Annotated in this window: 18 protein-coding genes; 13 read left to right on the forward strand and 5 right to left on the reverse strand. The window is 42.3% G+C overall.

All coding sequences use genetic code 11. From position 1 onward, the window contains the following. Window position 1: 1 nt before the first annotated feature. A complete protein-coding gene (gltB, locus tag VIM89_RS01735; protein ID WP_488154397.1) occupies window positions 2–4,525 on the reverse strand; it encodes a glutamate synthase large subunit in 4,524 nt (1,507 codons plus the stop codon). Window positions 4,526–4,927: 402 nt separating this feature from the next. Between gltB and VIM89_RS01740 the strand changes: the two genes are divergently transcribed. The 13 genes from VIM89_RS01740 to VIM89_RS01800 all read left to right on the forward strand — a co-directional run bounded on the left by VIM89_RS01740 (window position 4,928) and on the right by VIM89_RS01800 (window position 18,809). Beyond that, entirely contained in the window at window positions 4,928–5,428 is a 501-nt protein-coding gene (locus VIM89_RS01740) for a D-glycero-alpha-D-manno-heptose-1,7-bisphosphate 7-phosphatase (RefSeq protein WP_488154398.1), read from the forward strand. A gap of 208 nt (window positions 5,429–5,636) precedes the next feature. Beyond that, on the forward strand, window positions 5,637–7,151 hold the full coding sequence (locus tag VIM89_RS01745) for a hypothetical protein (protein WP_488154399.1): 1,515 nt from the start codon (window positions 5,637–5,639) through the stop codon (window positions 7,149–7,151). 305 nt (window positions 7,152–7,456) lie between these two features. Continuing rightward, on the forward strand, window positions 7,457–8,308 hold the full coding sequence (gene hisG, locus VIM89_RS01750; protein ID WP_488154400.1) for an ATP phosphoribosyltransferase: 852 nt from the start codon (window positions 7,457–7,459) through the stop codon (window positions 8,306–8,308). Window positions 8,309–8,381: 73 nt separating this feature from the next. Beyond that, on the forward strand, window positions 8,382–9,674 hold the full coding sequence (gene hisD / locus VIM89_RS01755; protein ID WP_488154401.1) for a histidinol dehydrogenase: 1,293 nt from the start codon (window positions 8,382–8,384) through the stop codon (window positions 9,672–9,674). 68 nt (window positions 9,675–9,742) lie between these two features. After that, entirely contained in the window at window positions 9,743–10,789 is a 1,047-nt protein-coding gene (hisC, locus tag VIM89_RS01760) for a histidinol-phosphate transaminase (RefSeq protein ID WP_488154402.1), read from the forward strand. Then, the gene (gene hisB, locus VIM89_RS01765; RefSeq protein ID WP_488154403.1) at window positions 10,786–11,934 is read left to right on the forward strand and encodes a bifunctional histidinol-phosphatase/imidazoleglycerol-phosphate dehydratase HisB; all 1,149 of its coding nucleotides are present in this window, start codon (window positions 10,786–10,788) and stop codon (window positions 11,932–11,934) included. Before hisC ends, hisB begins: the two co-directional genes overlap by 4 nt. A gap of 84 nt (window positions 11,935–12,018) precedes the next feature. After that, window positions 12,019–12,609: an imidazole glycerol phosphate synthase subunit HisH gene (hisH, locus tag VIM89_RS01770; protein ID WP_488154404.1), complete on the forward strand. Its 591-nt coding sequence runs from the start codon at window positions 12,019–12,021 to the stop codon at window positions 12,607–12,609. Between the two features lie 4 nt (window positions 12,610–12,613). After that, a complete protein-coding gene (locus tag VIM89_RS01775; protein ID WP_488154405.1) occupies window positions 12,614–13,363 on the forward strand; it encodes a 1-(5-phosphoribosyl)-5-[(5-phosphoribosylamino)methylideneamino]imidazole-4-carboxamide isomerase in 750 nt (249 codons plus the stop codon). After that, window positions 13,360–14,124 carry an imidazole glycerol phosphate synthase subunit HisF gene (gene hisF, locus VIM89_RS01780; protein WP_488154406.1) on the forward strand — a complete coding sequence of 255 codons (765 nt, stop codon included), beginning with the start codon at window positions 13,360–13,362 and terminating at the stop codon, window positions 14,122–14,124. The genes VIM89_RS01775 and hisF overlap by 4 nt, the downstream gene beginning before the upstream one ends. Window positions 14,125–14,159: 35 nt before the next feature. Then, the gene (hisIE, locus tag VIM89_RS01785) at window positions 14,160–14,747 is read left to right on the forward strand and encodes a bifunctional phosphoribosyl-AMP cyclohydrolase/phosphoribosyl-ATP diphosphatase HisIE (protein WP_488154407.1); all 588 of its coding nucleotides are present in this window, start codon (window positions 14,160–14,162) and stop codon (window positions 14,745–14,747) included. Window positions 14,748–14,821: 74 nt separating this feature from the next. Beyond that, complete coding sequence (locus tag VIM89_RS01790; RefSeq protein ID WP_488154408.1) at window positions 14,822–15,736, forward strand: WD40 repeat domain-containing protein; 915 nt, start codon at window positions 14,822–14,824, stop codon at window positions 15,734–15,736. 95 nt (window positions 15,737–15,831) lie between these two features. Then, the gene (locus tag VIM89_RS01795) at window positions 15,832–18,165 is read left to right on the forward strand and encodes a S9 family peptidase (RefSeq protein WP_488154409.1); all 2,334 of its coding nucleotides are present in this window, start codon (window positions 15,832–15,834) and stop codon (window positions 18,163–18,165) included. 122 nt (window positions 18,166–18,287) lie between these two features. Then, window positions 18,288–18,809, forward strand: coding sequence for a hypothetical protein (locus tag VIM89_RS01800; protein ID WP_488154410.1), 522 nt, complete (start codon window positions 18,288–18,290; stop codon window positions 18,807–18,809). 2 nt (window positions 18,810–18,811) lie between these two features. Here VIM89_RS01800 and VIM89_RS01805 read toward each other — a convergent pair whose 3' ends face one another. The 4 genes from VIM89_RS01805 to VIM89_RS01820 form a co-directional block, all read right to left on the reverse strand. Continuing rightward, window positions 18,812–19,987: a glycoside hydrolase family 130 protein gene (locus VIM89_RS01805; protein ID WP_488154411.1), complete on the reverse strand. Its 1,176-nt coding sequence runs from the start codon at window positions 19,985–19,987 to the stop codon at window positions 18,812–18,814. Window positions 19,988–20,069: 82 nt separating this feature from the next. Next, window positions 20,070–21,395, reverse strand: coding sequence for a vanadium-dependent haloperoxidase (locus VIM89_RS01810; protein ID WP_488154412.1), 1,326 nt, complete (start codon window positions 21,393–21,395; stop codon window positions 20,070–20,072). 22 nt (window positions 21,396–21,417) lie between these two features. Beyond that, window positions 21,418–23,451 (reverse strand): kojibiose hydrolase, encoded by a 2,034-nt coding sequence (locus VIM89_RS01815; protein WP_488154413.1) that lies wholly within the window; start codon window positions 23,449–23,451, stop codon window positions 21,418–21,420. 5 nt (window positions 23,452–23,456) lie between these two features. Further along, window positions 23,457–26,765, reverse strand: coding sequence for a VCBS repeat-containing protein (locus tag VIM89_RS01820; RefSeq protein WP_488154414.1), 3,309 nt, complete (start codon window positions 26,763–26,765; stop codon window positions 23,457–23,459). Window positions 26,766–26,944 lie beyond the last annotated feature (179 nt).

Raw genomic sequence — 26,944 nt, forward strand, 5'->3', positions numbered from 1 at the left:
ATTAGCTGATAGTTTGATATTCTGCTTTTAATAAAACCGCTTTATAGTCTTTCGGAAACACCTTCACAAATTTGGTTGAAGCTTCGTTCCAGTTTTTCAACAGGTTTTGCGCCACTTTACTTCCGGTCAGGCTTACGTGTTTCTTTAATAAGATTGTGATCTGCTCTGAATCTTTTTCAGTCAGCGGATCAAGGTCGACCATCTCCCTGTTGCAGTTGTCGGCAAACGTATTTTCAGGATCATAAACCCATGCTATACCGCCGCTCATACCTGCAGCAAAATTGCGTCCGGTGCTACCCAATATCAGGGCACGTCCGCCGGTCATGTACTCACAACCGTGATCGCCTATGCCTTCAACAACTGCTGTTGCCCCCGAATTACGTACAGCAAAACGCTCACCAGCCATACCCCGGATGAACACCTCTCCCGATGTTGCACCGTATAGAGCCACGTTGCCGATGATGATATTTTCTTCAGGTGTAAACTTCGCATCAGCAGAAGGATAAATCGCTAGTTGTGCTCCTGAAAGACCTTTACCTACATAGTCATTTGCTTCGCCTTCCAGTTCAAAAGAGATACCTTTTGTGTTGAATGCACCAAAGCTTTGTCCGGCAGAGCCTTTAAATTTATAGTTGATGGTATTATCCGGCAATCCGGCTGAACCATATTTTTTTGAAATCTCATTGGATAACATTGTCCCGATGGTACGATCTGTATTTTTTACATCGAATGATGCAAATACCGGGGTTTTATCTTCTAAGGCTGCTTTAGCGCTCTCTAATAACTGCCAGTCAAGTATAGTATCGATACCGTGATCTTGCTTCTCGCTGTTATACAGCGTCATACCTTTCGGATTGTTAACCGGGTGCAGTATACCAGACAGATCGATATGATTTACTTTCCAGTTTTTCAGTCCGTCTTTCACTTTCAGGAATTGTACACGGCCAACCATTTCGTTAATGGTTCGGAAACCCAGCTCAGCCATGATCTCACGAAGTTCCTCAGCCATAAAGCGGAACAGGTTTACTACGTGTTCAGGCTTACCGGTAAATAACTTCCTTAATTCCGGATCTTGTGTAGCCACACCTACAGGGCAGGTATTCAGATGGCATTTACGCATCATGATACATCCACCTGCAACAAGGGCTGCAGTAGCTACGCCCCACTCTTCGGCACCCATTAGGGCTGCAATAGCCAAATCGCGACCAGTTTTTAGCTGACCGTCTGTTTGCAACACCACACGACTGCGCAGTTTGTTGCGAACCAGTGTTTGATGAGCTTCGGCCAAACCAAGTTCCCAAGGCAAGCCAGCATGTTTTATAGAGCTGATTGGGGATGCACCTGTACCACCGTCGTATCCTGCGATCAGGATCACGTCGGCGTGCGCTTTTGCAACACCCGCAGCAATTGTGCCTACGCCTGCTTTTGATACCAATTTCACATTGATACGTGCCGCGCGGTTGGCATTTTTTAAATCGAATATTAATTGAGCCAAATCCTCGATAGAGTAAATATCGTGGTGCGGCGGCGGAGAGATCAACCCTACTCCAGGAGTTGAGTGACGCACTTTAGCGATCCAATCATCCACTTTATGACCCGGCAGCTGACCACCTTCGCCCGGTTTTGCACCCTGAGCCATTTTTATTTGCAGCTCATCCGCATTGCTCAGGTAATTTGAGGTTACACCGAAACGAGCTGAAGCAACTTGTTTGATAGCCGAACGCATCGAGTCGCCATTTGACAATAACTCGTAACGCATTTCGTCTTCACCGCCTTCTCCGGTATTGCTCTTACCGCCGATACGGTTCATAGCGATAGCCAAAGTGCTGTGTGCCTCGTGAGAGATCGAACCAAATGACATTGCACCTGTCGCAAAACGCTTCATAATGCTCTCCGCAGGTTCAACCTCTTCCAGCTTAACTGATTCACGGTGATGAGCAAAGTCAAGCAGGCCACGTATAGTAAAATGTTTCTCTCCCTGTTCGTTGATCTGTTTCGCATAGCTCTTGTAGATCGAGTAATCGTTCATACGGGTTGCATGCTGCAACAAATGCACTGTGGTTGGATTGAATAAGTGCTCTTCCCCTCTGCGTTTCCACTGGTAGATACCGCCTTCAGGCAATAAAAGGTTCTCGTTTTTACTGCTGCCGAAACCGATCTTGTGTTTGCAAAGCGATTCACGTGCGATTTCGTCAAGACCTAAACCACCTATACGGGTTACGCCGCCTGCAAAATAACGATCGACTACAGTTTTGTTAATGCCCAATATCTCGAATATCTGCGAGCCATGATAAGACTGCAGCGTTGAGATACCCATTTTAGAGAATATCTTTAATAAACCATCGCAGATGGCTTTTACATAGTTCTTAGTGAGTGTTTTAACATCCAGGCTGGTTTCCAGGCTGCCATTTTCTTTAATCGTATTGATGGTGGAAAGCGCAAGGTATGGGTTAATGGCAGTAGCACCGAATGCCAGCAAAGTAGCAAAATGATGTACTTCCCATGCATCGCCCGCTTCAACCACCAGACCTACTGCCCCGCGACGACCTTTGCGCACCAAATGATGGTGAACCGCAGACACAGCTAACAATGACGGAATCGGAGCATGTTCTGAATCGATAGCACGGTCTGAAAGGATCAATACTTCAAATCCTTCATCAACAGCATCTTCCGCATAACGACAAAGTCTTGCAAGACCTTTTTCAATTGATCCCGGCATACCATCGGCTACAAAATAGCATTGCAGTGTTTTGGCGTGGAACATACCGGTATCGATACTTCTCAGCTTTTCCAGGTCATGATCAACAAGGATCGGGTGCTTTAAAGCCACACAATGGCAGTGCATTTTATCTTCGTCAAGCAGGTTGCCATTGTTACCGATGAAGGTAGCCAGACTCATCACCAAACGTTCACGAATCGGGTCTATCGGCGGGTTGGTTACCTGTGCAAAGAATTGCTTAAAGTAGCTTGATAAATGCTGTGGTTTATCTGACAATATGGCCAAAGGCACGTCGGTACCCATTGAACCTACAGGCTCTTTACCATCAACAGCCATTGGTTTGATGATGGTTTCGATATCCTCACGGGTGTAACCAAACACCTGCTGATAACGGAACACAGCACTTGGCGATAACGGCGCGAAAGCCAAACGAGGCTCGGCCAGGTCTTCCATGCGTATTTTATAGTTCTCAAGCCATTGCCCGTAAGGCTGGCGTGAGGCTATTTGTTTCTTTATTTCTTCATCAGTGATGATCTTACCTTTATCGGTATCGATCAGCAGCATTTTACCTGGCTGTAAACGGCCTTTGCGTAAAACAGTTTTATCATCGATAGTCAATACACCGGCTTCAGAAGCTGCAATAACACGGCCGTCGCTGGTAACGACAAAACGCAATGGGCGCAAGCCATTTCTATCCAATAACGCGCCGACCAGCTTACCATCAGTAAACGTAATAGCTGCCGGACCGTCCCATGGTTCCATCAAAGTAGCATGGTATTCGTAGAATGCTTTCTTGATAGGATCCATCTGTTCGTTACCATCCCATGCTTCTGGAATCAGCATCATCATTACGTGTGGTAATGAACGACCTGTGTGAAGTAAAACTTCAATAATATTATCCAAACAAGCTGAGTCTGACTGGTTATTGTCGATCACCGGCAATAACATTTCCATCTCTTCACTGGTGAAATAAGATGAAACGTATGATTTTAAGCCTGAATAGAACCAGTTTAGATTACCTGTTAAGGTATTGATCTCACCATTATGGGCGATCAGTCTGAATGGCTGAGCCAGCTTCCATGACGGGAAAGTATTGGTTGAGAAACGCGAGTGAATCATGGCCAGGCCAGATGCAATACGCGGGTCTCTTAAGTCTGCAAAATATTTACGCAGTTGGTAAGTAGTTAGCTGACCTTTGTAAATAATGGTTTTGCAGGAAAATGAGGTAAAATAAAAATGCTCACCTGCACCAGGAATGGTTTCGGTAATGGTTTTATTGATATATCTTCTTAAAACGTATAGTTTACGTTCAAAGTCATTTACATTGGTGATATGATGCGGGCGCAAAACAAATAGTTGCTCCACATCCGGCTCAGCAAGATGAGCGGTCTCTCCTATTACGGATGAATCGACAGCTAGCTTACGGTAACCTAGTTTTTGTAGACCCAGTTTCTCAAGCGCATTGGCAATTACCATGCGGCAGGCCTTTTTTAATGATGAGTCTTTAGGGAAAAATATCATCCCTACACCATACTCTCCCGGCTCAGGCAGGCTGATCTCCAGGTTAGAGCATTCATCCATCAAAAATTCATGGGGCAATTGTATCAAAATACCCGCACCGTCACCGGTCTCAGGATCACAGCCGCAAGCACCGCGGTGTTCCATATTCTCCAGCATAGTAAGGGCATCATCTATAATCTGGTTGGATTTATGGCCATGTATATTGGCTATAAACCCGGTTCCGCACGAGTCGTGTTCAAATTCCGGCCTGTAAAGGCCCTGCTGGGGGTTATCAGTTTGATCCATCTTCAATCTCTCAGTTTTATAAGTATTTCACTTAGGTCGGTAATTACGAAATTACAAATTAATAATCTTTTTTGTAATATAGTTAGTAATTTTTCAGATTATGTTAAAAAATATTACCTAAATCATATAAAAATTCAATTTTCGTTAATAATTTGAGTTTCATTATAACATTTTCATAATAGCACATTAACATTTAATATGCCTGCATAACAATAAAATTTCCCCTATTCCGAACAAAATGTTGCAAAATGAGAAGATTTTAGGGCTATGAATTATAAAATTGATAAAATCCGGGCTTATATTTTGACATTGTATTACTTTTCATACCTAACCCAGAGCATGTAAGTTCTCCGCGTTATATTACAAAAACAGGAGTTTTTAAGAATTGTTACCTTTGCGGCAATGAATACACCTGCTAAAACTAAAGCCGTGTTCCTTGACCGCGACGGGGTACTGAACCAGGAAATGGGTGACTATGTATGCCGACTGGAAGATTTCCATGTGCTGGAGCAAAACATTGAACCTTTAAAAACTTTACAAGACAAGGGCTACTTATTAATAGTGGCAACCAACCAGGGTGGCCTTGCCAAAGGCTGGTATACTGAAGAAGAGCTCGGTAAAATGCATGAAAAGTTGAGAGCTATATACAAGGAACATGGTGTTGAATTTACCGATATATTTTATTGCCCGCACCATCCCAATTTCACAGGCGAATGTGACTGCCGTAAGCCAAAGCCAGGTTTATTGCTGCGTGGAATAGAAAAATACAATATCGATCCAGCCAAGTCTTACTTCATAGGCGACCGTGAACGTGATGTAGAAGCAGGCACTGCAGCAGGTGTAAGGGGAATATTGATAAACAGTGATCAGCCTATCAGTGATGTATTAGATTTGATTGAGTAATGTTATGAGAGGTTGTATTGGTTGTAGCAGTTGTATTAGTTGAAAAGGTTACGAAATCGCACAAAACCATATGCAATTAATTCAACTTTACAACAAACAAAGATCAAGAAGTTAAAATGGCCAAAAAACGTTACTTAAATTTACATAGATCCTGACAACTAATACAACTATTACAACTACTACAACTACTACAACCAATTTAACCGACATGAAGTTGAACCTTTATCTTAAAAATCTTGATTCACTTATTGCTGCTATTATAGGGTACTATGCCATCTACCTGTTCACTTCTTACAGTGGCGTAGGCCTCTCACCCGATTCCATCATGTATGCCAGCACGGCAACCAATTTGCAGGCGCATGGGTCAATCTTAACATTTAATAAAGGCCCACTGGTATTTTTCCCTGTGTTTTACCCTGTGTTTTTGGGTATTATACAGTTTATAACCCGGGTTGATCCCATCACTGCCGGAGCAACCATTAACAGCTGCTTGTTTGCTGCCGTGGTTTTCACGACCGGATGGATCTTGGAAAACTTCACTTCGCATGCAAGAATTTACAAGTGGTTGATATTAATAGCTATCATATTAAGTCCTGGGTTATTGGAGATATACAGCTTTCTGTGGTCTGAGACCTTATTTATATTCGAGTCCCTCCTGTTTATTATAGCATACAGGCATTATCTGCAGTCACATACTACAAAAGCCTTATTGATAGCCGCTTTTATTACCGCCATTATTTGTATTACCCGTTATGCAGGTATCACCATAGTCGGCACAGGTGGTTTGATGCTTTTGCTGGATACAGAGCTACCGATTAAGAAAAAGATAAAACATATACTTGTCTATGGTTTGGTGTCGATTTCATTACTAGTCGGGAACCTGATCATGAACCGCATCAATACCGGTTTAAGCACAGGTACACGTGAGCCTTCGATTACTCCTTTTGTTGATAACCTGCATTACTTCGGTACAGTGATATGGGATTGGGCTGCATTACGAACCGATAAGGCTGATCCGTACGCTGCTTTTATTACCGCTTTTATCCTTTTAGCACTTGCAGGCATTTTGGCCTGGAAGACCTACAAACGTAAGATTGATACCGTTGAAAATATAGTGATTGCCTTTGCATTAGTCTACGGCTTATTCATCGTTGTTTCAGCCAGTATATCCCGGTATGAACGCATCAACAGCAGGCTCATAGCGCCAATGTTTATTCCCCTACTGATCTCTTGTACCAGTTGGGTGCCGGATGTATTGCGGTTTATCAAAAACAAGGTTGCAAAATATGCCTTATCAGGAGTCGCCATTTTACTTATGCTGGCTTTTGAGTATTCAACCGTACTGGTGGACTATCAGCGTTATGATGATGAAAATGATTACGGTGTACCGGGATACAGCGACGATAGCTGGAACAAATCGGAATTTGTACAATATCTGAGAAAGCACCAGCACATGTTTAAACCGGGGATACCTATTTATAGTGATGCTGATGAAGCCGTTTATTTGTTTACAGGTATGTCATCCACACTGATACCTCATAAACTGCAAACTAACCTGGTACAAAAAATGTATGCTGAGAAACGTTTTTACCTGATCTGGTTTGATAACCTGTACAACTCTGAGTTGATCAGTCTGCAGGATATTATGGCCCATAAAAAACTGGTAAAAATTGGCAGCGCCAAGGAAGGTGAGATTTATTATTACGACGAGAACGCGAAATAAGAATTTCTCCCTGCTGTATATGAGTGAATCTTTAAATATCACCCTTAAACAGAAAGTGCTTATTAACAAATTGTTATGAACAATTTGTTAAGGTTTGCCGTATTAGACCCGAAACTTAACCTTGATTTTATTAAATAAAATATATATTTGCAACACTTCATCTATAGCTTTACTATACAAAAATGAACGGGTTCAACATACATCGTCACAATATGCATCATCGCCATCATTTGGCGACCAGATAATGTCTGTTTCTGAAAGAAATATAGCCCCCTGTTTATTTGTAATACCTTTAAATTTAATTTGTGAAAACACTTAAAATAGCCATCCAGAAATCCGGAAGGCTCAACGAAAAATCCGTTGAGTTACTAAAAAATTGCGGTTTAGACTTCGATAATTACAAAAGTTCGCTCATTTCAGGCGTATCAAATTTCCCGCTGGAGATCCTTTTCCTGCGCGATGATGACATTCCTGAGTATGTTCAGGATGGCATTGCCGACTTGGGCATCGTTGGCGAAAACGTGATACAGGAAACTGAGGTTGAGGTGGCTTATCTGCAGCGTTTGGGCTTTGGCAAATGCTCGTTAAAGATCGCTATACCAAATTCAGTTGATATAAATGATGTTGCTGAATTAAGCGGTAAATCAATCGCCACCACCTACCCTGTGATACTGGGTAAATACCTGAAAGAAAAAAATATTAATGCTGAAATACGCACCATATCGGGTTCTGTTGAGATTTCTCCCGGCTTGGGATTAAGTGATGCTATCTGTGATTTGGTTTCTACAGGTGGTACGCTAAAAAGCAATGGACTTAAACCGTTTTGCAATGTGATGTCATCAGAAGCCATTCTGATAGGCAAACCAGGTATAGGAGATCACGAACATGTGCAAGAACTTTTGCAACGCGTTCAATCGGTATTAAGAGCTAAAGAAACTAAGTATGTTGTATTGAATATTCATAGAGATAACCTGGATAAGGCAATCGCGTTACTTCCAGGTATAAAAAGTCCATCAGTTGTTCCACTGGCCGATGAAGGCTGGGTTGCCGTACACACAGTAATACCTGAAGACGATTTTTGGGACAGGATCAACCAACTGAGACAAGCCGGCGCACAAGGCATTACGGTAATGCCGATTGAGAAAATCATATTTTAGAAAGTTGGCAGTTACCAGTTTGCAGTTTGCTTTTTTAACTGCCAACTGCACACTGCACACTGCAAACTGAACAATGAGGACATACAACTATTCAGATTTAAGCAAACAGGATATTCAAAAATTGGTTCAGCGCAATGTTGATCCGGCAGATGAAATACGCAATGTGGTTGAAGACATTATCAACAATGTCCGCATCCATGGCGATGCTGCTTTACTGGATTATGCTGCTAAATTTGATAAGGTTGAACTGAAAAGTTTGTTTATTGGAAAAGATGAGTTGGCTCAACTCGCTTCTGAACTGCAGCCGGAGCAAAAGAATGCACTTGATACTGCTTACAACAATATCAAGAAGTTTCACGAAACGCAGCTTCACACCGAATCAAAGGTAGAAACCATGCCCGGTGTAACCTGCTGGCGCGAGTTGAGGCCTATTGAAAGAGTTGGTCTTTATATCCCGGGTGGAACGGCTGTTTTACCAAGTACTTTCTTAATGTTGGGAATACCTGCCCGAATTGCAGGCTGTCATGAGATCGTGGTATGCTCTCCACCTCAAAAAGATGGTAAAATCAATGCTTACATCGCTTATGTAGCTCAGTTACTGGGAGTAGAAAAGGTATACCTCACAGGTGGCGCACAAGCGGTTGCAGCTATGGCATATGGCACTGAAAGTATCCCTAAAGTTGACAAGATATTTGGCCCAGGTAATCAATATGTTACCAAAGCAAAAACGATTATTCAATCTACTACCAATACCGCTATCGATATGCCCGCCGGGCCATCGGAAGTTTTGGTAATAGCTGATGAAAGCGCCATACCTTCCTATGTAGCTGCCGACTTACTAGCACAAGCTGAACATGGAGTTGATAGTCAATCAGTATTGGTTACTACTTCACATCAGTTTGCAGAAAAAACAGTTGAAGAACTCAATAAGCAATTACCAGTATTACCACGTGCTATAATAGCAGGAAAGGCGATTGATAACTCCTATATCGTTGTAGCAAATGACTTAAATGAAGCCATGCAATTCAGCAATGAATATGCACCGGAACATTTGATATTGGCTACCGATCAATGGCAGCAAATAACAGGGAAGATCATCAATGCAGGCTCTGTATTCTTAGGAAATTTAACGCCGGAAAGTGCGGGTGATTATGCCTCAGGGACCAATCACACCTTGCCGACAAGTGCTTATGCGCGGGCTTACTCGGGTGTATCGGTTGATTCTTTTGTTAAGAAGATTACGTTTCAGCACATCAGTCCTGAAGGGATACAAAGCATAGGCCGCACAGTAGAGGTTTTGGCTGAATTGGAAGGTTTACAGGCGCACAAGAATGCAATAAGTGTAAGAACACGATTAAAGGATTAAATAGATGACCAGGATCAATCTTAAAAATCAATAAAATCGTTCAATCGTGTTCAAAATGAAATAAGACAATGTTTGACATCAACAATATATTAAGAGAAAATATTAAAAACCTAACCCCCTATTCATCCGCACGTGATGAGTTCCAGGGTGAGGCCAGCGTTTACCTGGATGCTAATGAAAATGCATTCGGTTCTCCACTAGAGCAGAATTATAATCGCTACCCTGATCCTTTACAGTACGAGGTAAAAAAGCGTTTGAGTGAGATCAAAGGTGTTCCACCTCGAAATATCTTTTTAGGTAATGGCAGTGATGAGGCGATAGATATTTTGGTAAGAGCATTCTGCAATCCGGGTGTTGACAATGTAATTCTCGTGCCGCCAACTTATGGCATGTATGAGGTATCGGCCAATATCAATGACATCAAAATAAAGAAAGTACCGCTTACAGAAGAATTCCAATTAAACCTGGAAGGTATTGCAGAGGCAATCGACAATCACACCAAAATCATCTTCGTTTGCTCACCGAACAATCCGACGGGCAATTCGATGAACCGCGACGATGTCGAAACGCTCCTTGCAAACTTCAATGGAATTGTAGTGGTTGATGAGGCTTACATCAACTTCAGCAGACAGAAAACCTTTATTCAGGAACTAACAGAATATGCCAACCTGGTAGTTTTGCAAACTCTTTCAAAGGCATGGGGTCTGGCGGGTTTGCGTGTAGGCATGGCTTTTGCCAGCGAAGAGATCATTGAGATAATGAATAAGGTAAAACCTCCTTATAACATCAATGATGCATCACAGCAGCTTGCTTTGAAAGCGTTAGAAAACGTCGACCAGGTAAATGGTTGGATCAAAGAAACTTTGGTACAGCGCGATAAATTGGTACTTGAATTAAAAGATTACGATTTCGTGGTCGATATTTATCCTTCGGATGCTAATTTTATACTGGTGAAAACAACTGATCCACGGGGCATTTATACTTACCTCGTGGAACAAGGTATCATTGTTCGCGACCGTTCAAAAGTGACTCTTTGCGAAGGCTGTTTGCGGGTGACAGTTGGAACATCTGACGAAAACAACATCTTATTACAAGCTTTAAAAAACTATAAATGAGCGCACCAAAAAAAGTATTATTTATAGACCGCGATGGTACGCTGATATTGGAAACAGCAGACGAGCAAATCGACTCGTTTGCAAAACTTGAATTCTACCCGGGTGCTTTACCGTGGCTATCCAAAATTGCAAAGGAACTGGATTTTGAACTAGTGATGGTGACCAACCAGGATGGTTTAGGCACATCGTCGTATCCTGAAGATACTTTCTGGCCAATACAGAACTTCGTTGTGAAAGCATTTGAAAATGAAGGCGTAAAGTTTTCGCATTTTGCTATCGACAGAACTTTTCCGCATGAGAACGCTCCTACCCGTAAGCCAGGTACAGTATTGCTTACCCAATATATTGGTAATGATCAATATGACCTAAAAGGTTCATTTACTATCGGTGACCGCAAAAACGATATTTTACTGGCTAAAAATATAGGCGCAAAAGCCATCTGGTTAAACAATGGCTCGAACCTGGGCGGTGCTGAGTTTACGCAGGAGCAACACGATGCTCTGGAGGATGTTATCGCTCTTGAAACAACCGACTGGCAAAAAGTTTACGAGTTTTTGAAAGTAGGTGAACGTGTTGCCGAACATCGCCGCACTACCAAAGAAACTGATATTTATATCAAACTTAATCTTGACGGCAAAGGCACAGCCAAAGTATCTACCGGCGTTCATTTCTTTGATCACATGCTGGATCAGATCGCCCGTCATGGCAATATTGATCTGGAAATTGAAGCTAAAGGTGATCTGCATATCGATGAGCATCACACCATTGAAGATACAGGTATCGCATTAGGTGAAGTGTTTGCCACCGCATTAGGTGATAAAAGAGGAATTGAACGTTATGGCTTCTGTCTACCAATGGATGATTGCCTTGCGCAAGTAGCCATTGACTTTGGCGGAAGAAACTGGCTGGTATGGGATGCCGAATTCAAACGTGAGAAGATCGGCGAAATGCCTACGGAAATGTTTTATCATTTCTTTAAGTCATTTTCAGACGCTGCAAAATGTAACCTAAATATCAAAGCCGAAGGACAAAACGAGCATCACAAAATAGAAGCCATCTTTAAAGCTTTTGCCAAAGCAATAAAAATGGCCGTTAAACGAGATGTGAATAACATGGTGTTACCTTCCACTAAAGGAGTACTTTAAAGAGTTGGCAGTTGCCGGTTTGCAGTTTGCATGATGTAGACTCAAAACCAATGTGCCAACTGCAAACTAATAACTGCAAACTGAATGATTGGAATAATACGATACGGTGCCGGAAATATTTTCTCACTAACTGCCGCTTTGGACAGGTTAGGCATAAAATATGGTATGGTTCATAGTGAAGCAGATTTTGAACAATTTGACCGCTATATCATACCCGGTGTAGGACATGCCGGCGCTGCCATGAATAAGTTGCAGCAAAGTGGTATGGTTGAAAAAATAAAGGCTATACAGAAACCTACGCTTGGGATTTGTGTCGGTATGCAACTGCTTACCGCTCATTCAGAAGAAGGTGATGCTAACATGCTGAATATCTTTCCGATAAAAACCAAACGGTTTACGGACAGTGCCGAATACAAAGTTCCGCACACCGGCTGGAACCAGGTCTACAGCGAAAAAGAGAGCCCGCTGTTTAAAAATATTCCAATCGGATCACATTTTTACTTTGTACATTCATATTTTATTGAGTTCAACCCGGCATATACGTTGGCCTCAACTAATTATAGTTTAAAATTTTCGGCATCAATTTGGAGAGATAACTTCTTTGGAGTTCAGTTTCACCCCGAAAAGTCGGGCAAATTTGGCGAAACATTACTAACTAACTTTTCAAACTTATAAAACGATGTATATAATTCCGGCGATAGATATTTTAAATAAACGTGTCGTAAGGCTGCGTGAAGGTGATTACGAGCAGGTAACCGAATATGATGTTACCCTCGAAGAAATGATCGAAAAGTACAAGTCGCATGGTACCGATTTCATTCATATCATCGACCTGAACGGTGCAAAAAACGACTTCAGTAATCAGCAGTACTTGTTTGATGTGATCCGCAAAACGGACATGAAGGTGCAATATGGTGGCGGCATACGTAGCATAGATAAGGTTAAAGAACTGATCGATGCTGGTGTACACCGTGTAATCGTTGGCACGCAAGCAATCACTAATCCAAGCTTTTTGCCAGATCTAAGCAAAGAAATCTGCGGAAAGGAGAAGTGTTCAGACCAGGTGATCGTAGCGATAGATGTTCTGGACGAAGTGATCAAATACTCAGGCTGGATGGAAAGCTCCCCTATCAAACTGATGGACTACGTTAACCGATGTTTGCAGTTGGGGTTTTTCCGCTTTTTATGCACCGATATCAATAAGGATGGAAAACTGGCCGGTGCAGGTATCGAATTATATCAAAAACTGCTTGACCGCTCGCCATTTATCAAACTGATCGCATCAGGCGGTATTAGCTCAATGAAAGATATTGAAGAACTGAGTAAAATAAAAGTGGAATCAGTGGTAGTCGGCAAGGCGATTTACGAAGGGCGAATCAATATAGACGAGATCAAGAATTGGAATTTGAAATCACTAATTTCAATATGAGCCTCGCAAAACGGATTATTCCCTGTCTGGACGTTAAAGATGGGCGCACAGTAAAAGGTGTGAACTTTGTAGACTTGCGCGATGCAGGTGACCCGGTTGAATTGGCCTGGAACTATTCTAATCAAGGAGCTGATGAATTGGTGTTCCTGGACATTACAGCAACACATGAGCGTCGGAAGACGATGGTGGAATTGGTAAAAGCAGTAGCACGCCAGATCAACATCCCTTTCACTATAGGTGGGGGCATTAATGAAATTGCTGATGCAGATGCTCTTTTAAACGCAGGTGCCGATAAAATATCCATCAATTCGGCAGCGGTGCGCCACCCGGCATTGATAGATGAATTAGCAAAAGCATTCGGCGTTCAATTTGTTGTAGTGGCCGTTGATACACGTCATGTTGATGGTAAAAACATTGTTCACCTGAATGGCGGTAGAATACCTACTGAAAAAGAAACGTTTGACTGGATACTGGAAGCAGAAGATCGTGGTGCGGGCGAAATATTGCTCACCTCGATGGATCATGACGGAACAAAAGGCGGTTTTGATAACCAGTTTTTGAAGCAGGTGAACGACGCTGTTCATATACCGGTAATTGCATCAGGCGGTGCGGGTAAAGTGCAGCACTTTGTGGATGTATTTGAAAAGGCTAATGTGGATGCCGCATTAGCAGCTTCTGTGTTCCACTATGGCGAAATATTGATCCCTGATCTGAAAGAGATATTAAAGCAAAATCATATTGAGATAAGAAACCTCTCCTAGCCTCTTCAGAGAGAAACCTATAATAAAAACATAAAATGGCTATTGATTTTAACAAAAGCGACGGTTTAGTTCCGGTGATCATACAGGATGAGCACACTCTTGAAGTGTTGATGCTTGGCTATATGAACCAGGAAGCCTATGATAAAACTGTTAAGGAAAATATTGTTACCTTCTTCTCGCGCTCAAAAAATCGTTTGTGGACAAAAGGCGAAACAAGTAACAATTTCCTCCATGTAAAAAGCATAGCGCAGGATTGCGACAATGATACTTTATTAATAAAAGTAAAAGCCGACGGCCCTACCTGCCATACCGGGGCAAGAAGCTGCTTTAATACGGAATACAATCAGAATTTCATTCTGCAACTAGAGCAGATTGTTAACGACCGCTATGAGAATCCGCAGGAAGGCTCGTATGTAAATAAACTACGTGAAAAAGGCCTGAATAAAATAGCCCAAAAAGTAGGTGAAGAAGGCGTAGAAACTGTAATAGCTGCGTTGGCGGAAACAGAAACAGATATGATCAACGAAGCATCTGACCTGGTTTTCCATTTGATTGTTCTGCTACGCGAAAAAGGCCTTAGCCTGGAGACTATTGCTAAGAATTTGGAAAGCAGGCATAAATAAGTTGGCAGTTGCCTGTTTGCAGTGGGCAGTAAGTTTAACTGCAAACTACCCACTGCAAACTGCAAACTGACAAAATGATCACCACAACTAAAATAGCAGAACTCACCGGCCACGGTAACCCGATATTTTCACTGGAGCTATCTCAAAAGCCGGGCATATTATTCACCGGCGGAAATGATAAAGGGTTGGTGGAATGGAGCCTGAAGGATAATGCCTTTATTAAGGTAATGTTCCCGGTGAAGGCATCTGTTTATGCAATTTACTGTCCGCAAGGTTATCCTCTCCTTTTCGCAGGATTACGAAGCGGCCATGTGTTGGTTTTCAACTTTATCGAACAAAAGATCACTCACGTTTTACACGGCCATCAGGCGCCTATCTTCGACATTAAATCAGTTCAACGAAAAAGCGAATTGCTGGTAGCTTCCGAAGATGGTACTGTGTCAGTATGGAACCTGAAAGACCTGCAAAAAATTTATACCATTCCGGTTTCCCAGGATACTATTCGCAGTATCAGTGTTTCTCCGGATGAAAAACAAGTGGTTTTTGGTTGCAGGGATAACTCCATTAAGATGTATGACGTAGAGGACTATTCTCTTATTAAAAGTCTTCATGGTCATACCATGGCAGTATTCGCTGTTCAATATGCGCCGGATGGCAGCTATTTAGTATCCGGTTCGCGTGATGCACAAATCAAAATATGGGATGCACTAAACTTCGAGCTTGTCAAAAACATTCCTGCTCATATGTTTGCTGTAAATCATATCGCGTTTCATCCATCATTACCCTACTTCGCGACAGCAAGTATGGATAAAAGCATCAAAATATGGGGTGCTGATGATTTCAAATTATACAAGATCATCAGTCGTGAAAAAGGCTATCCGGGCCATGTATTATCTATAAATAAACTTGCATGGGACGGAAATCACCTCATTTCTGTAAGCGATGATAAACGCATCATCATATGGGATATTCAGTTTGATGCTTCCTGATTATGCCTCATTTTTATTTTGCCACAAACTTATTACACATGCCAATTAAGTATAAAAAACATTAATTTGCATCCGATAATTTTTAACTGATCATCATGAACAAATTACTCCTCGCTATACCACTCCTGGCGTTGGCGGCAACGGTTAATGCCCAGCAAGGGCCTCAGTTAACCGCAAAAGATTACGAACACGCCGAAAAATTTCTAAATTATAACACCGCCCCGCTCATCGACCATGAAAACGTAAATGCGGTATGGTTTGACGGTGATAAATTCTGGTATCGTGTACTAACTGCAAAAGGCAGTGAGTTTATATTGGTTGACCCCGCTAAAAAAACACGCGCGGCAGCATTTGATCAGCAAAAATTAGCAGCTTCTTTATCAAAAGCTACCGGTAAACAATACGAAGCCGATATGCTGCCATTCAACTCTATCAGCTTTTCAGCTGATGGTAAAGCAGTAATTTTTGAGGCCGATGGGAAACAATGGAGCTGCAACCTGCAAACCTATGCTTGTCAGCCTGATGACTCGCATACAAAAACAGGCAAAGAAAGAAGTCGTGGACGAAGAAGAGCTGAAATAGAAGTTACATCGCCGGATGGTAAAAAGGTTGCTTACATAAAAGATTATAACCTGTGGGTACGTGATGAAGTAAGCCATAAGGAAATCCAATTAACCACCGATGGTATAAAAGACTTTGGATATGCTACCGATAATGCTGGCTGGAAACACAGCGATGCAGCCATTCTGCGCTGGTCGCCTGATTCAAAAAAGATTGCGACTTTCAAACAAGATCAACGCAATGCAAGCGATATGTACCTGGTTTCGACCAATGTAGGCAAACCAAAACTAAAAGAATGGAAATATCCATTACCAGGCGATAAGGAAATTGCGATGATCCACCGTGTTATTATTAATGTTGATGAACCTAAAGTGATCAATTTGGATGTAGCTCCTGATCCGCACAGGGCAACCTTAAGTGATGATATTTCAAGCAGCGGCACTTTCGATGATGTGGATTGGAGTCCGGACGCAAGTCAGCTGGCTTTCGTTTCTACCTCTCGCGATCATAAAGTGGAGAAAATGCGCATAGCTGATGCAGCTACCGGAAAAGTCAGAGAGGTGTTTGAAGAATCAGTACCGACTCAGTATGAATCCGGCTGGGGTACTATCAACTGGCGTTATCTGTCTAAAACTAAGGAGATCATCTGGTTTTCAGAACGCGACAATTGGGGACATTTGTATCTATATGATGCAACTACCGGAAAAGTAAAAAACCAGATCACTAAAGGCAATTGGGTAGTTACACAATTATTAAAATTAGACGAGAAAAACCGTGTAGTATACTTCATCGCCGACGGACGCGAGGCTGAAAACCCTTATTTCAGCCAGCTATGTAAAGTAGGCTTCGATGGTAAACATTTCGCTGTGCTTACTCCTGAAGTTGGCAATCACCAGGTAACCTTCTCGCCTTCTGAGAACTATTTTATCGACAGCTATTCACAACCGAATGTGCCTCCTGTAACTGTTTTAAGAGACCTGAATGGTAAAATAATCACCGACCTCGAAAAAACAGACATATCAAGGCTTGAAGCTACCGGCTGGCATGCGCCAACTCCGGTTAAACTGATTGCACATGATGGCAAAACCGATATTTATGGTTTAATGTTTACGCCAACCAAAATTGATCAGAATAAAAAATACCCGGTAATAGATTACATCTACCCGGGCCCGCAAGGCGGAAGTGTTGGCAGTTGGTCGTTCTCTGCTTCAAGGGGCGATAACCAGGCTTTGGCTGAATTAGGTTTTATAGTTGTAGCAATAGAAGGCACAAGTAATCCATTGCGTTCAAAGAGCTTCCATGATATGAGCTATGGCAACATGGCCGAAAATACTCTGCCAGACCAGATAGCGGGCATTAAACAACTGGCAGAAAAGTATGGCTATTTGGATACTACCCGTGTAGGTATCTGGGGCCACTCGGGCGGTGGTTTTGCTACAGCGACTGCCATGTTTCGTTACCCTGATTTCTTTAAAGTTGGTATCTCAGAATCCGGCAACCACGATAACCGTAATTATGAGGATGATTGGGGCGAAAGATATGATGGCTTGGTAAATAACTCTAACTACGATGCACAGGCTAATGAGAACTATGCTAAAAACTTGAAAGGCAAATTAATGCTCGCACATGGTTTAATGGATGATAATGTTCCACCACAAAATACTTTATTGGTGGTTGAAGCACTGGAAAAAGCGAACAAGGATTACGACTTAGTCGTTTTCCCAAATGCCGCACATGGCTACGGGGGCTTTTCGCCATACATGATGCGTCGCCGCTGGGATTATTTCGTAAAGAACTTACTAGGAGGAACTCCACCACAGGAGTATCAGCTAAAATCCAAGCTGGATCCGCGCAATGCGTCGAGATAATCAGGTAATGTGCAGACATATGAAAGACCACTTTCCTTAAAAGAGTGGTCTTTTTATTTTTAATTAAAAAAACTATATTGCGCTTGTAATGTTATGCTACGGTGTTCATTACTGTGGAGTATATGGAAAAAGTGATCAAAATCAATGCTGATAACCTGGCTGCGCTTAAAAACAAGCGATCAGATCATCCAAAATATTTAAATGACCTGATTGCATCTCTGCATACCTGCGCAGAAAATTATAAAAAGCTGGCCAGTCAATCTGACCTGTCAGAATTAAAGGAAATTGCCGACAAACTGGCTTCTGAACGTACTGAATTTGCGATCACACTTAAAGAAGGCTTTCGGGACAAAAGCAGGAAAGATCGTAATGCATTAAATAAGATCAAGCCATTATTGGTTAAGCTTGTAAAAAGTGTAGCTCAGTCAAAAAGCGATCAGGCTATGGTCAGCACAATATTGAAAAATGAACTTAATGCTGCCAGGAAATACAATGCCTACCTTTTTAACCACATCCCAACGGTAGAACAACTGCACATACTTTTAGAACAAAAAAGAGCTGTGAATGAGGCCATTGATATTTTCAGAGCTGGTTATACTTTACAGGTCCAGGGAATAAGTATGTTGGCAACAGAAATTGCCTGATGTTATTTACTGGCGGCCACCGCAATTTTCGAATCAGCTGTACCATAGTATAAATACCATACGTTTTTAAACTCAGTTAATCCCTCCAGGAAACAAACCTGGTTCACCTGCCCGGTTATTTCATAAGGTTTTTCAGGACGTATAAACCAGGTATCCATACGCCTGATGATCTTCGTTGGGTCGTTCTTATCAAATAATACCTGAGCAGCAGCATAAGTACCATCGGGTAATGATTTATCACCGTACTCTCTCATATTTCTGCTATTGTAGATAAGCCGTATCCCTTTATCGGTTAGCATTGCCGGAGGTCCTGATTCAACCAGGTCGCTATCAAACTTGCCTTCACGGGTTGGTAATACTACTTTCAGATCTGGCATGGTTAAGGCTTGCGATCTTAGTTTTACCGGCGGATGCTCACCCGCCTTCATTTCTACCGGCGTCCAGTCAAGCAGATTATCTGAATAAGCACACCATATTTGTGTATCGCCCCAATACATCCAGTATTTACCATTGATTTTGACAGCCACTGGCTGACCATCTTTATAAACCGAGACAATAGAACCGGATTTACTCCACAACTTCGCATATTTGCCACTATAAGCTTTTGCAAATACACTGCCGTGTTTTGCCCAGTGTTGCAGGTCTTTTGAGGTGGCTTCCAGTAATCGTGCAGTTTGGCCGTCATATGCTGTATAAGTCATATAATAAGTACCTAGGCTATCTTCAACCACACGCGGATCTTCACAACCGCCCTCCCATTCCAGTTTTTTATACTGGTCATTATCCGGGTACAGTACAGGTGCGGGCATGCGGGTAAAGTGAACGGCGTCTGTACTCACTGCTAAACCAATTCGTGATGTACCACCTGGCTTTCCTATTTTATCCTGGGCGCGATAAAGCATATATACTTTACCACCCTTCTGAACTATCGCCGGATTAAACACATCCTTTTCTTCCCATAGAACTTTGGTTTTGCGTATCGGATCGGTAAAGCTTGCAGTACCTGGCTGTAAAATTGGGTTCACGCTGTCCAGCTTTTTAAATGGAAGCAATGCCCAATCGGGTATTGAATCAGTTTTCGTTGTTGATTGTGAAGCTTGGTCTGATTGAGACTGATTATTGCTGCAGCCACAAATAATTAAACAGCTAAGAATAAAAGGTAAGATATAGCGCATCATAGGGCTGGTTAAATTGGTTTACCAAAATAAAAAAAGGCAGCCATTTATTCAGCTGCCTTTCACAAATCTTAATATCAAAACTTTACTTTTTCATCATCAGTTTCTTAACAACAGAGTCGCCTACAACCGTACCGAAACCATGTGACACTATACAGGAATTATGAAAGTGTATACCGCCGTAAAACCGCGCCAGGACATTTTCTTCCGCTGCATCTTTGAATGATTTATAGGAGCGATTTTTTATCCCGAACTCCAGTTCGGATGTATCAGTGTAAGCAATATGATCTCCTAATACACTGGTAAGCGCCTCCGCTGCTGCTGCTGATATAGTACAGTGGCCACACGTGTATTCCGGGAATGGTGGTGTTTGTAAATGCGGTCGCCAATTCTTATCAAAAAACTTATTGATAATGGTTTCAGGACGTGCTGTCTTATAAACGTACTTGGCCGTCCACGACTCAATAAAGGCATCAAACAAAGCGATAGCGGTTTTTGCATATGCACATACTGTAGTATTAAAATCAGCATTAACTTTTTGAGCCCCAATACCTACAATGCTCATCCAATGCCCCGGGGGTGAGAATTTCTTAGTCACAAACATCACATGGCCCGATACATTTAATTTGCCTGGATTATCATCCCAAAAATCAGCGATGTGCGCCTGCTCAGGGCTCAGGCTATCGACTGTATTTTTTATATAAATCACCTCCTTGTAGTACTGGCTTTTAGGATCGGTAACATTGAAGGTCGGTGGCGGCGGACAGCTATACTCCTTCGCATCGTGCATTACCATCGTCCTGATCTCACCCCAATGCGGTTCAATGGCTTCCGAATAAGCAGGAGGGGTTGGAACCCATCTCCATGCGGAGTCGTTTACAGCAAACTTAGGAGCGCTCCTGGTTTTGGCATAATTATCCTTTTTGCTCCACGCCATAATAGAAGCAGCAACTGCATTGGCATAATTTTCGGAATTGGTGATCATTTCTGAAGGCATGCCATGAGTAACTGCGACCTGGTGCAGGCTGTCGGTATAATCCTTCATACTGCCTTCTGGAAAGGTTACCGCCTCGCCTACTTTACAAAACGCCAGGATGGATGCGTATTCGTAATCTATCTTTTCACCCGCAGCTGGCTTAGCTACTTTGGTCAATCCGTTAACCTGCCCTACTAACGAATTATATTTATCGGGGTGACCTGCAGCAATTACTTCATAGCCTGCAATAGCAGCATAGGCATAGTTGCGGGAAGCTACCACCGGTGAAAAGTTATTACCCATTACTACGGCATTAAGATCATGAACGGTCCGGCTGTACAGGGTTGGGTCATGCAGTATCTTCTCATAGTCTGGCTTTTTACACGAGGTAAAAAACACAGTGGCGATCAGCACAAAAAATAAAAAACGTCTCATAAATATTAATAGTTTAAATTGGTCATTTGATGGTATAGGTCTTCTTGTCCACCCCAACACCGGTTATTGTTACCGATTTCCATTTAGCTGGCAGGGTGCTCTTCACCTGAACAATTCCCTGAGGTGTTATATCCAGTCCGCCGAAACCCATCAACAAGCTTTGAACTATGCCTCCGGCTCCGGTTGCAAAATAAGGATTGGTACCGCCTTTAGTCTCAGCAATCACCCTGAACGGTGGATTAAGATTTGGCTCATAAGCATCTTTAAAAAAATGTAATGCTTTATCCCCATTACCGAGCCTTGAATATAATAACGCGAATATGCCCTGTGTCATTGCCGGCGTACCTTCATTTGGCACACGTGTTTCGTAGTATTCCAGGTCTTTCTTTATTTGCGCCTGGTCGGTAATGGTTTTCAGTGGATAAGCAAGCAGGTTAACATCGGCTTGTTTAATACCTTCGCCTTTATAAGATGCAAATTCTTTGGTTACTCCATTATCCATTTTCAGGATTGGAATATTTTGAGCCACCACTTCCCAATCCGGGTCAGCTTTAAGACCTAATATTTTAGCTGCTTCGGCAGCATTGCGTAAGTTGGCAATGGCAGCAGCATTGGTAAAGGCATCGTTGTCTATATTTTCAGCCCATTCATCGGCTGCAACTACGTCTTTGATATCATAATGCCCGGGGCCATTCCGTTCTACCCTGCTTGCCCAAAAATCGGCAGTGGCGGATAATATTGGCCAGCCTTTTTCCTGCAGCCATTGCTTATCCTGGGTTACACAATAGTAATTCCAGGCAGCAAAGGCAACACAGGCTGTGATGTGATGTTCAAAAGGCCCGCTCAATGCCCACACAGGCGTTTCTTCTACCCCGCTGTCGGCACTCTCCCATGGGAACATAGCGCCTTTATAGCCGTGAGAAAAAGCGTTTTGCTTAGCAACAACCAAACGTTGATAACGGTATTCAACCAATGATTTGGCTATCTCAGGATGTAACACCAATAAGGCAGGATACATCCACAAATCGGCATCCCAAAACACATGCCCATTGTAGCCTAAACCCGATAAACCCATTGGCGAAGGCGAATAAGCAGTTCCCGCACGCGAGAATGAATACAGGTGATATAACATGCTATGTATATCTTGCTGCGATTGAGGATCGCCTTCAACTTTGATATCGCTTTTCCAGAGTTCATCCCAGGCTTTTTCGTGGTATTGCACCAAACGGTCGCGACCTTCCAGTTTGGCGAACATGGTTAAACGTTCAGCCTGGTTCAGCGGGTCAGCATCATGTGCAGAAGTAATGGATGATCCGGCAACGGCATATTTATAGGTTTGGCCAGCATCGATCTTTTTGCTGAACTTCATCAGGTGCATGTTATTGTCCCACATTTCGTGGATCACACGGGGTTCCTGTCCATGAGCTTCATTAAACAGGAAAGTATTTGATGCACACAACAGCAATTTGCCGGTAGGACTTTTTGCAGTTGAAGTGAGCAGACTGATGGTCACATGTGGACGATCAATCTCATTATAATAATTCTGTACATCCTTTAAAGCATCCGGCGCTTCCATAATGCTGGCAGTAGTGATGTTGATAGGCTTTTTAGCGGTGATGGAAATATCCATTAAGACAGTAAAAGGCAGATGGCGCAGAGAATAGTAGGTGTATTTGATAGAGGCCTCGTCACTATAATCAAATGTGGTGGTGAAAGCAGCATGCTGCATATCCAGTTCCTGTTTAAAATTGTGGATATTCTTTGCCTCAACCCTGTGGCCATTGATCTCCAAATACATATTGAGCAGGTTAAAGCTATTCAGGAAATTACTCACCCTGCCCCTCCCATAAAGATCATACGCACCAGCCAGCACCACATTTTTCACTTTAAATGGCTCTGGTGACGATACGATGCCGATCATACCATTAGCAACTGTAACGCCATAATAGTCTGACGGATCGATCTTGTCTGCCTTTATCACCCACTCATCTTGTGCATGCACAACCGAACTGTACAAAACAGCTATACCTACCAATAACCTGTATATTTTATTCATTTCTGTTAGTTTGGTTTGAAAAATTCAATTGGTCTGTTATTTATCGCCACCGCATAGATCGTCCCTTTGGCTGTACGGATGGCCTTAATATCACGCACTTCCCCCCTTACTAAAAACTCTGACGCTATAGGTGAAATAAATTTATAATTTCTTGTTTTATCTATCAGCAAAACATCGCCATAATCTGCATCGTAACGCCCCTCAAAAGGCACTACGCCGGAGTAATTTCCTCCTGTTATTATTCCCATACCCGGTAATGCAGCCAGCCCAAACAGCGGCGCCACCTGCATATTGGATGGCAAAGCCTTAAATTGAAAATTACCGTGTCCCTTATTGTAGAATATGCCTGACGTAAATGAATTGGCTATCCAAGGCTTATTGCTCAGTGAATCTCCAAATATTTCCTGCACCGTTTTCCCGGCAAAATCGTGGTAGTACAAGTACTTCTTTTTAAGAATAGGCACTTGTTTTTCAATATCTCCTTTGCCTAAAAAGGTATAGTCCTTTTTGTCGATACTGTAAGTGAGCATTGGGTCGATAGTACCATTTTTGTCCAGGTCAGTTAAAAATAGTTTTACAGGATCTTCAGCTGTCGGTTTTAATTTTGAATTCCAGCCATAGTTACCGGCTATGATGTCTGTTTTACCATCACCATCCACATCAGCCAAGGCAATACGTTGCCACCACCCTGAGAGTTTATCCAGTTCATCATCATGCTGTTGCACAAGTTTTCCTTTGTGATTCATGAATATTTTTACAGGCATCCATTCACCAGCTACAACCAAATCGGGCCAGCCATCTCCGTTCATATCCGCGAAGCCGGCAGATCGAATAAGTCCGGCATATTTCAATTCATCCGGTATCTGCGCTTTTTGATAATGTCCATGACCATCATTCATCAAAAGATAAGATTCGGGTATTGTTCCATAACCCAACACAGGGGGAGCACCTGCAACGAAAATATCAGGATATCCATCATGGTTGATATCAGCAACCGCTACCGCCGACTTATTCAATCTAATTACAGGGATATCATTTGATTCCTTAAAATTTCCTTTACCATCGTTAATATATAAATGATCAGCCAGAGCCGCTTCTCCATCGGGTAACTCACTGCCACCGCTGACTACATACAAGTCAGGAAAACCATCGTGATTTGCATCCAGGAAAACAGCATCAACACCTTCACTCAAGGCATCGTTTACAAATGCTGGCTGCTGAGATTGTTTGAACCTGCCATCCGATTGCTGAATAAATAATGCTCCTGGCTGGCCTTTTGCACCGCAGATATAAAAGTCGTCCAATCCATCGCCATTCACATCTGCAACAGCCATTCTTGGCCCTTCCTGCGATTGCATATGCGGTATTAACGGTTGCAAATTGAAATCGACAAAGTTGTCTTCCTGGTGTTGCCATTTGATACCCACCTGTTTAGTGATATTAGTAAACATGGGCGCCTTAGGCGGAAAGAATTTGCTATAATTAAAATGACCGGCAGCATTTTTCTGGTCGGCCGTCAAAGTCTGATCTGATTTTACATTTCTGATAACCTGGTAGGTCTGATCAGGCCAAATAATCAGTAAACTATCTACTTTTGGAGTATTGCCCAAGCCAAAATGCAATTTTGGTTCTACAGATGATTGGAAACCGCGGGTTAGCATTAGTTGTTCGTATTGCATGTGCCCGCCTGAGAATGCATAGGCTTTAGCTCCTATTCCAAATCGATTATCTTCTTTACCATTAAATTTCAAGCTAATGTAATGTGTGCCTTTTGATTGATTTTTGTAGATACAGGCCTCATGATTCATGTTGTTGGTCACTAAATCGAGATGACCATCATTATTGAGGTCGGCATAGGCAGCGCCGTTTGAGATCATTGCATCTTTAACTCCCCACAGCAGACTTTTATCAATAAATTTCTCGCTGGATGTACCTTTAAAAATATAGCTATGAGATTCCCCGCCCGGCATTTTATCAATTACAGTGTGATCCAACTGGTGCGATGAATTGAGTATGGCCTGTACCGAGAAATTGGAAATAAAGCTTACATAATCCATATCTGTGGGCCTGCGCTTAATTCCGTTGGCTATGAACAGGTCCTTTATTCCATCATTATCGAAATCAGCCAGTAATGGGCTCCAGCTCCAATCAGTCGCATCGACGCCATCCATCAAACCAACTTCACTGAAGGCCTCTCCATTCCCAAGATTTTTTTGCAGGCAATTTCGTGAATATTGATATTGAAAGCCACCATTCAGTATTTTCACTTTATACTGATCGTATGATTCGTCACCGACATAGGTCTTCAGTATTTTCTCATCGCCGGGCAGCATGTCAGCAGTCACAATATCCAGTTGGCCATCATTATTAAAGTCTGCCATATCATTACCCATGCTGAAACGGCTGTAATGGTTAAAGTGCTTTGCGCCTGCCTCGGTAAATGTGCCGTTGTGATTATTGATGTAATAATAATCGTTCTCGTGAAAATCGTTACCTACGTAAATATCTTCCCAACCGTCATTATTCAAATCGCCAACAGCCACACCTAAACCGTAGCCTAATGCACTGCTGTAGATACCCGATTTAAGCGTAACATCAACAAAATGCCCGTTTTGGTTCAGGTACAATTTACTGCCTGCCTGGTTATTTACTTTCCTGCGCAGACTAGTATCCCCATAGGTCTCGACAGAGTGGTTAGATTGATTGAGCAGAAAACAATCCAGCTTACCATCGTGGTTATAATCAAAAAAGGCAGCTTGGGTTGAATAGCCTGAGAAGTCGAGGCCGTATTCGGCAGAACGTTCCGTAAACGTACCATCATGATTATTGATATAGAGCAGGTTATGGCCTTTCAAATCAAGCTTTCCTGCAACTGCACAAACGTAGATATCAAGATAACCGTCATTATTTACATCGGCCATCGTAACGCCTGTACACCAATCGGCGGTACCGTCAACACCAGCTTTATTTGTGATATCTTCAAACTGATAATTGCCCTTATTCAGGTAGAGTTTATTGCCACCTTTTTTATTTGAGGTAAAATAAATGTCAGGTAAGCCATCATTATTAATATCTCCTACGGCAACGCCACCACCATTATAAAAATATAAATATTTTAAAATTCCGGGGGCATCTTCATCACTCAGTTTATTTACAAAATGGACATTGGTTTGTGATGACGGCAGTAATTCGAACAGCGGTTGCTCTGTTTCTTTTTTCTGGCACGAAGAAATTATCAGCGCAATTAAAATAAGGACAGGTAACAAATAAAAAACCTTCCATCTATGGCTCACACAAACAAAGCTTATGGTCATTTATTATACCTCTATTTTTGAAGAAACCGAAACAAACAGGAAGTAATAACAATGTCGTTTTCAGAATAACTTCTCGGTCTCATTGGTGTAAATTTTTAGGCGGTTAAAGCGATAAAAGTATTAATTAATAGCAATGAAACCAAGTTTGCGGCGGAACAAAACTGTTAAAAAATTTCGGT

The organism is Mucilaginibacter sp. (assembly GCF_036568825.1).
Taxonomy (GTDB): Bacteria; Bacteroidota; Bacteroidia; order Sphingobacteriales; family Sphingobacteriaceae; genus Mucilaginibacter.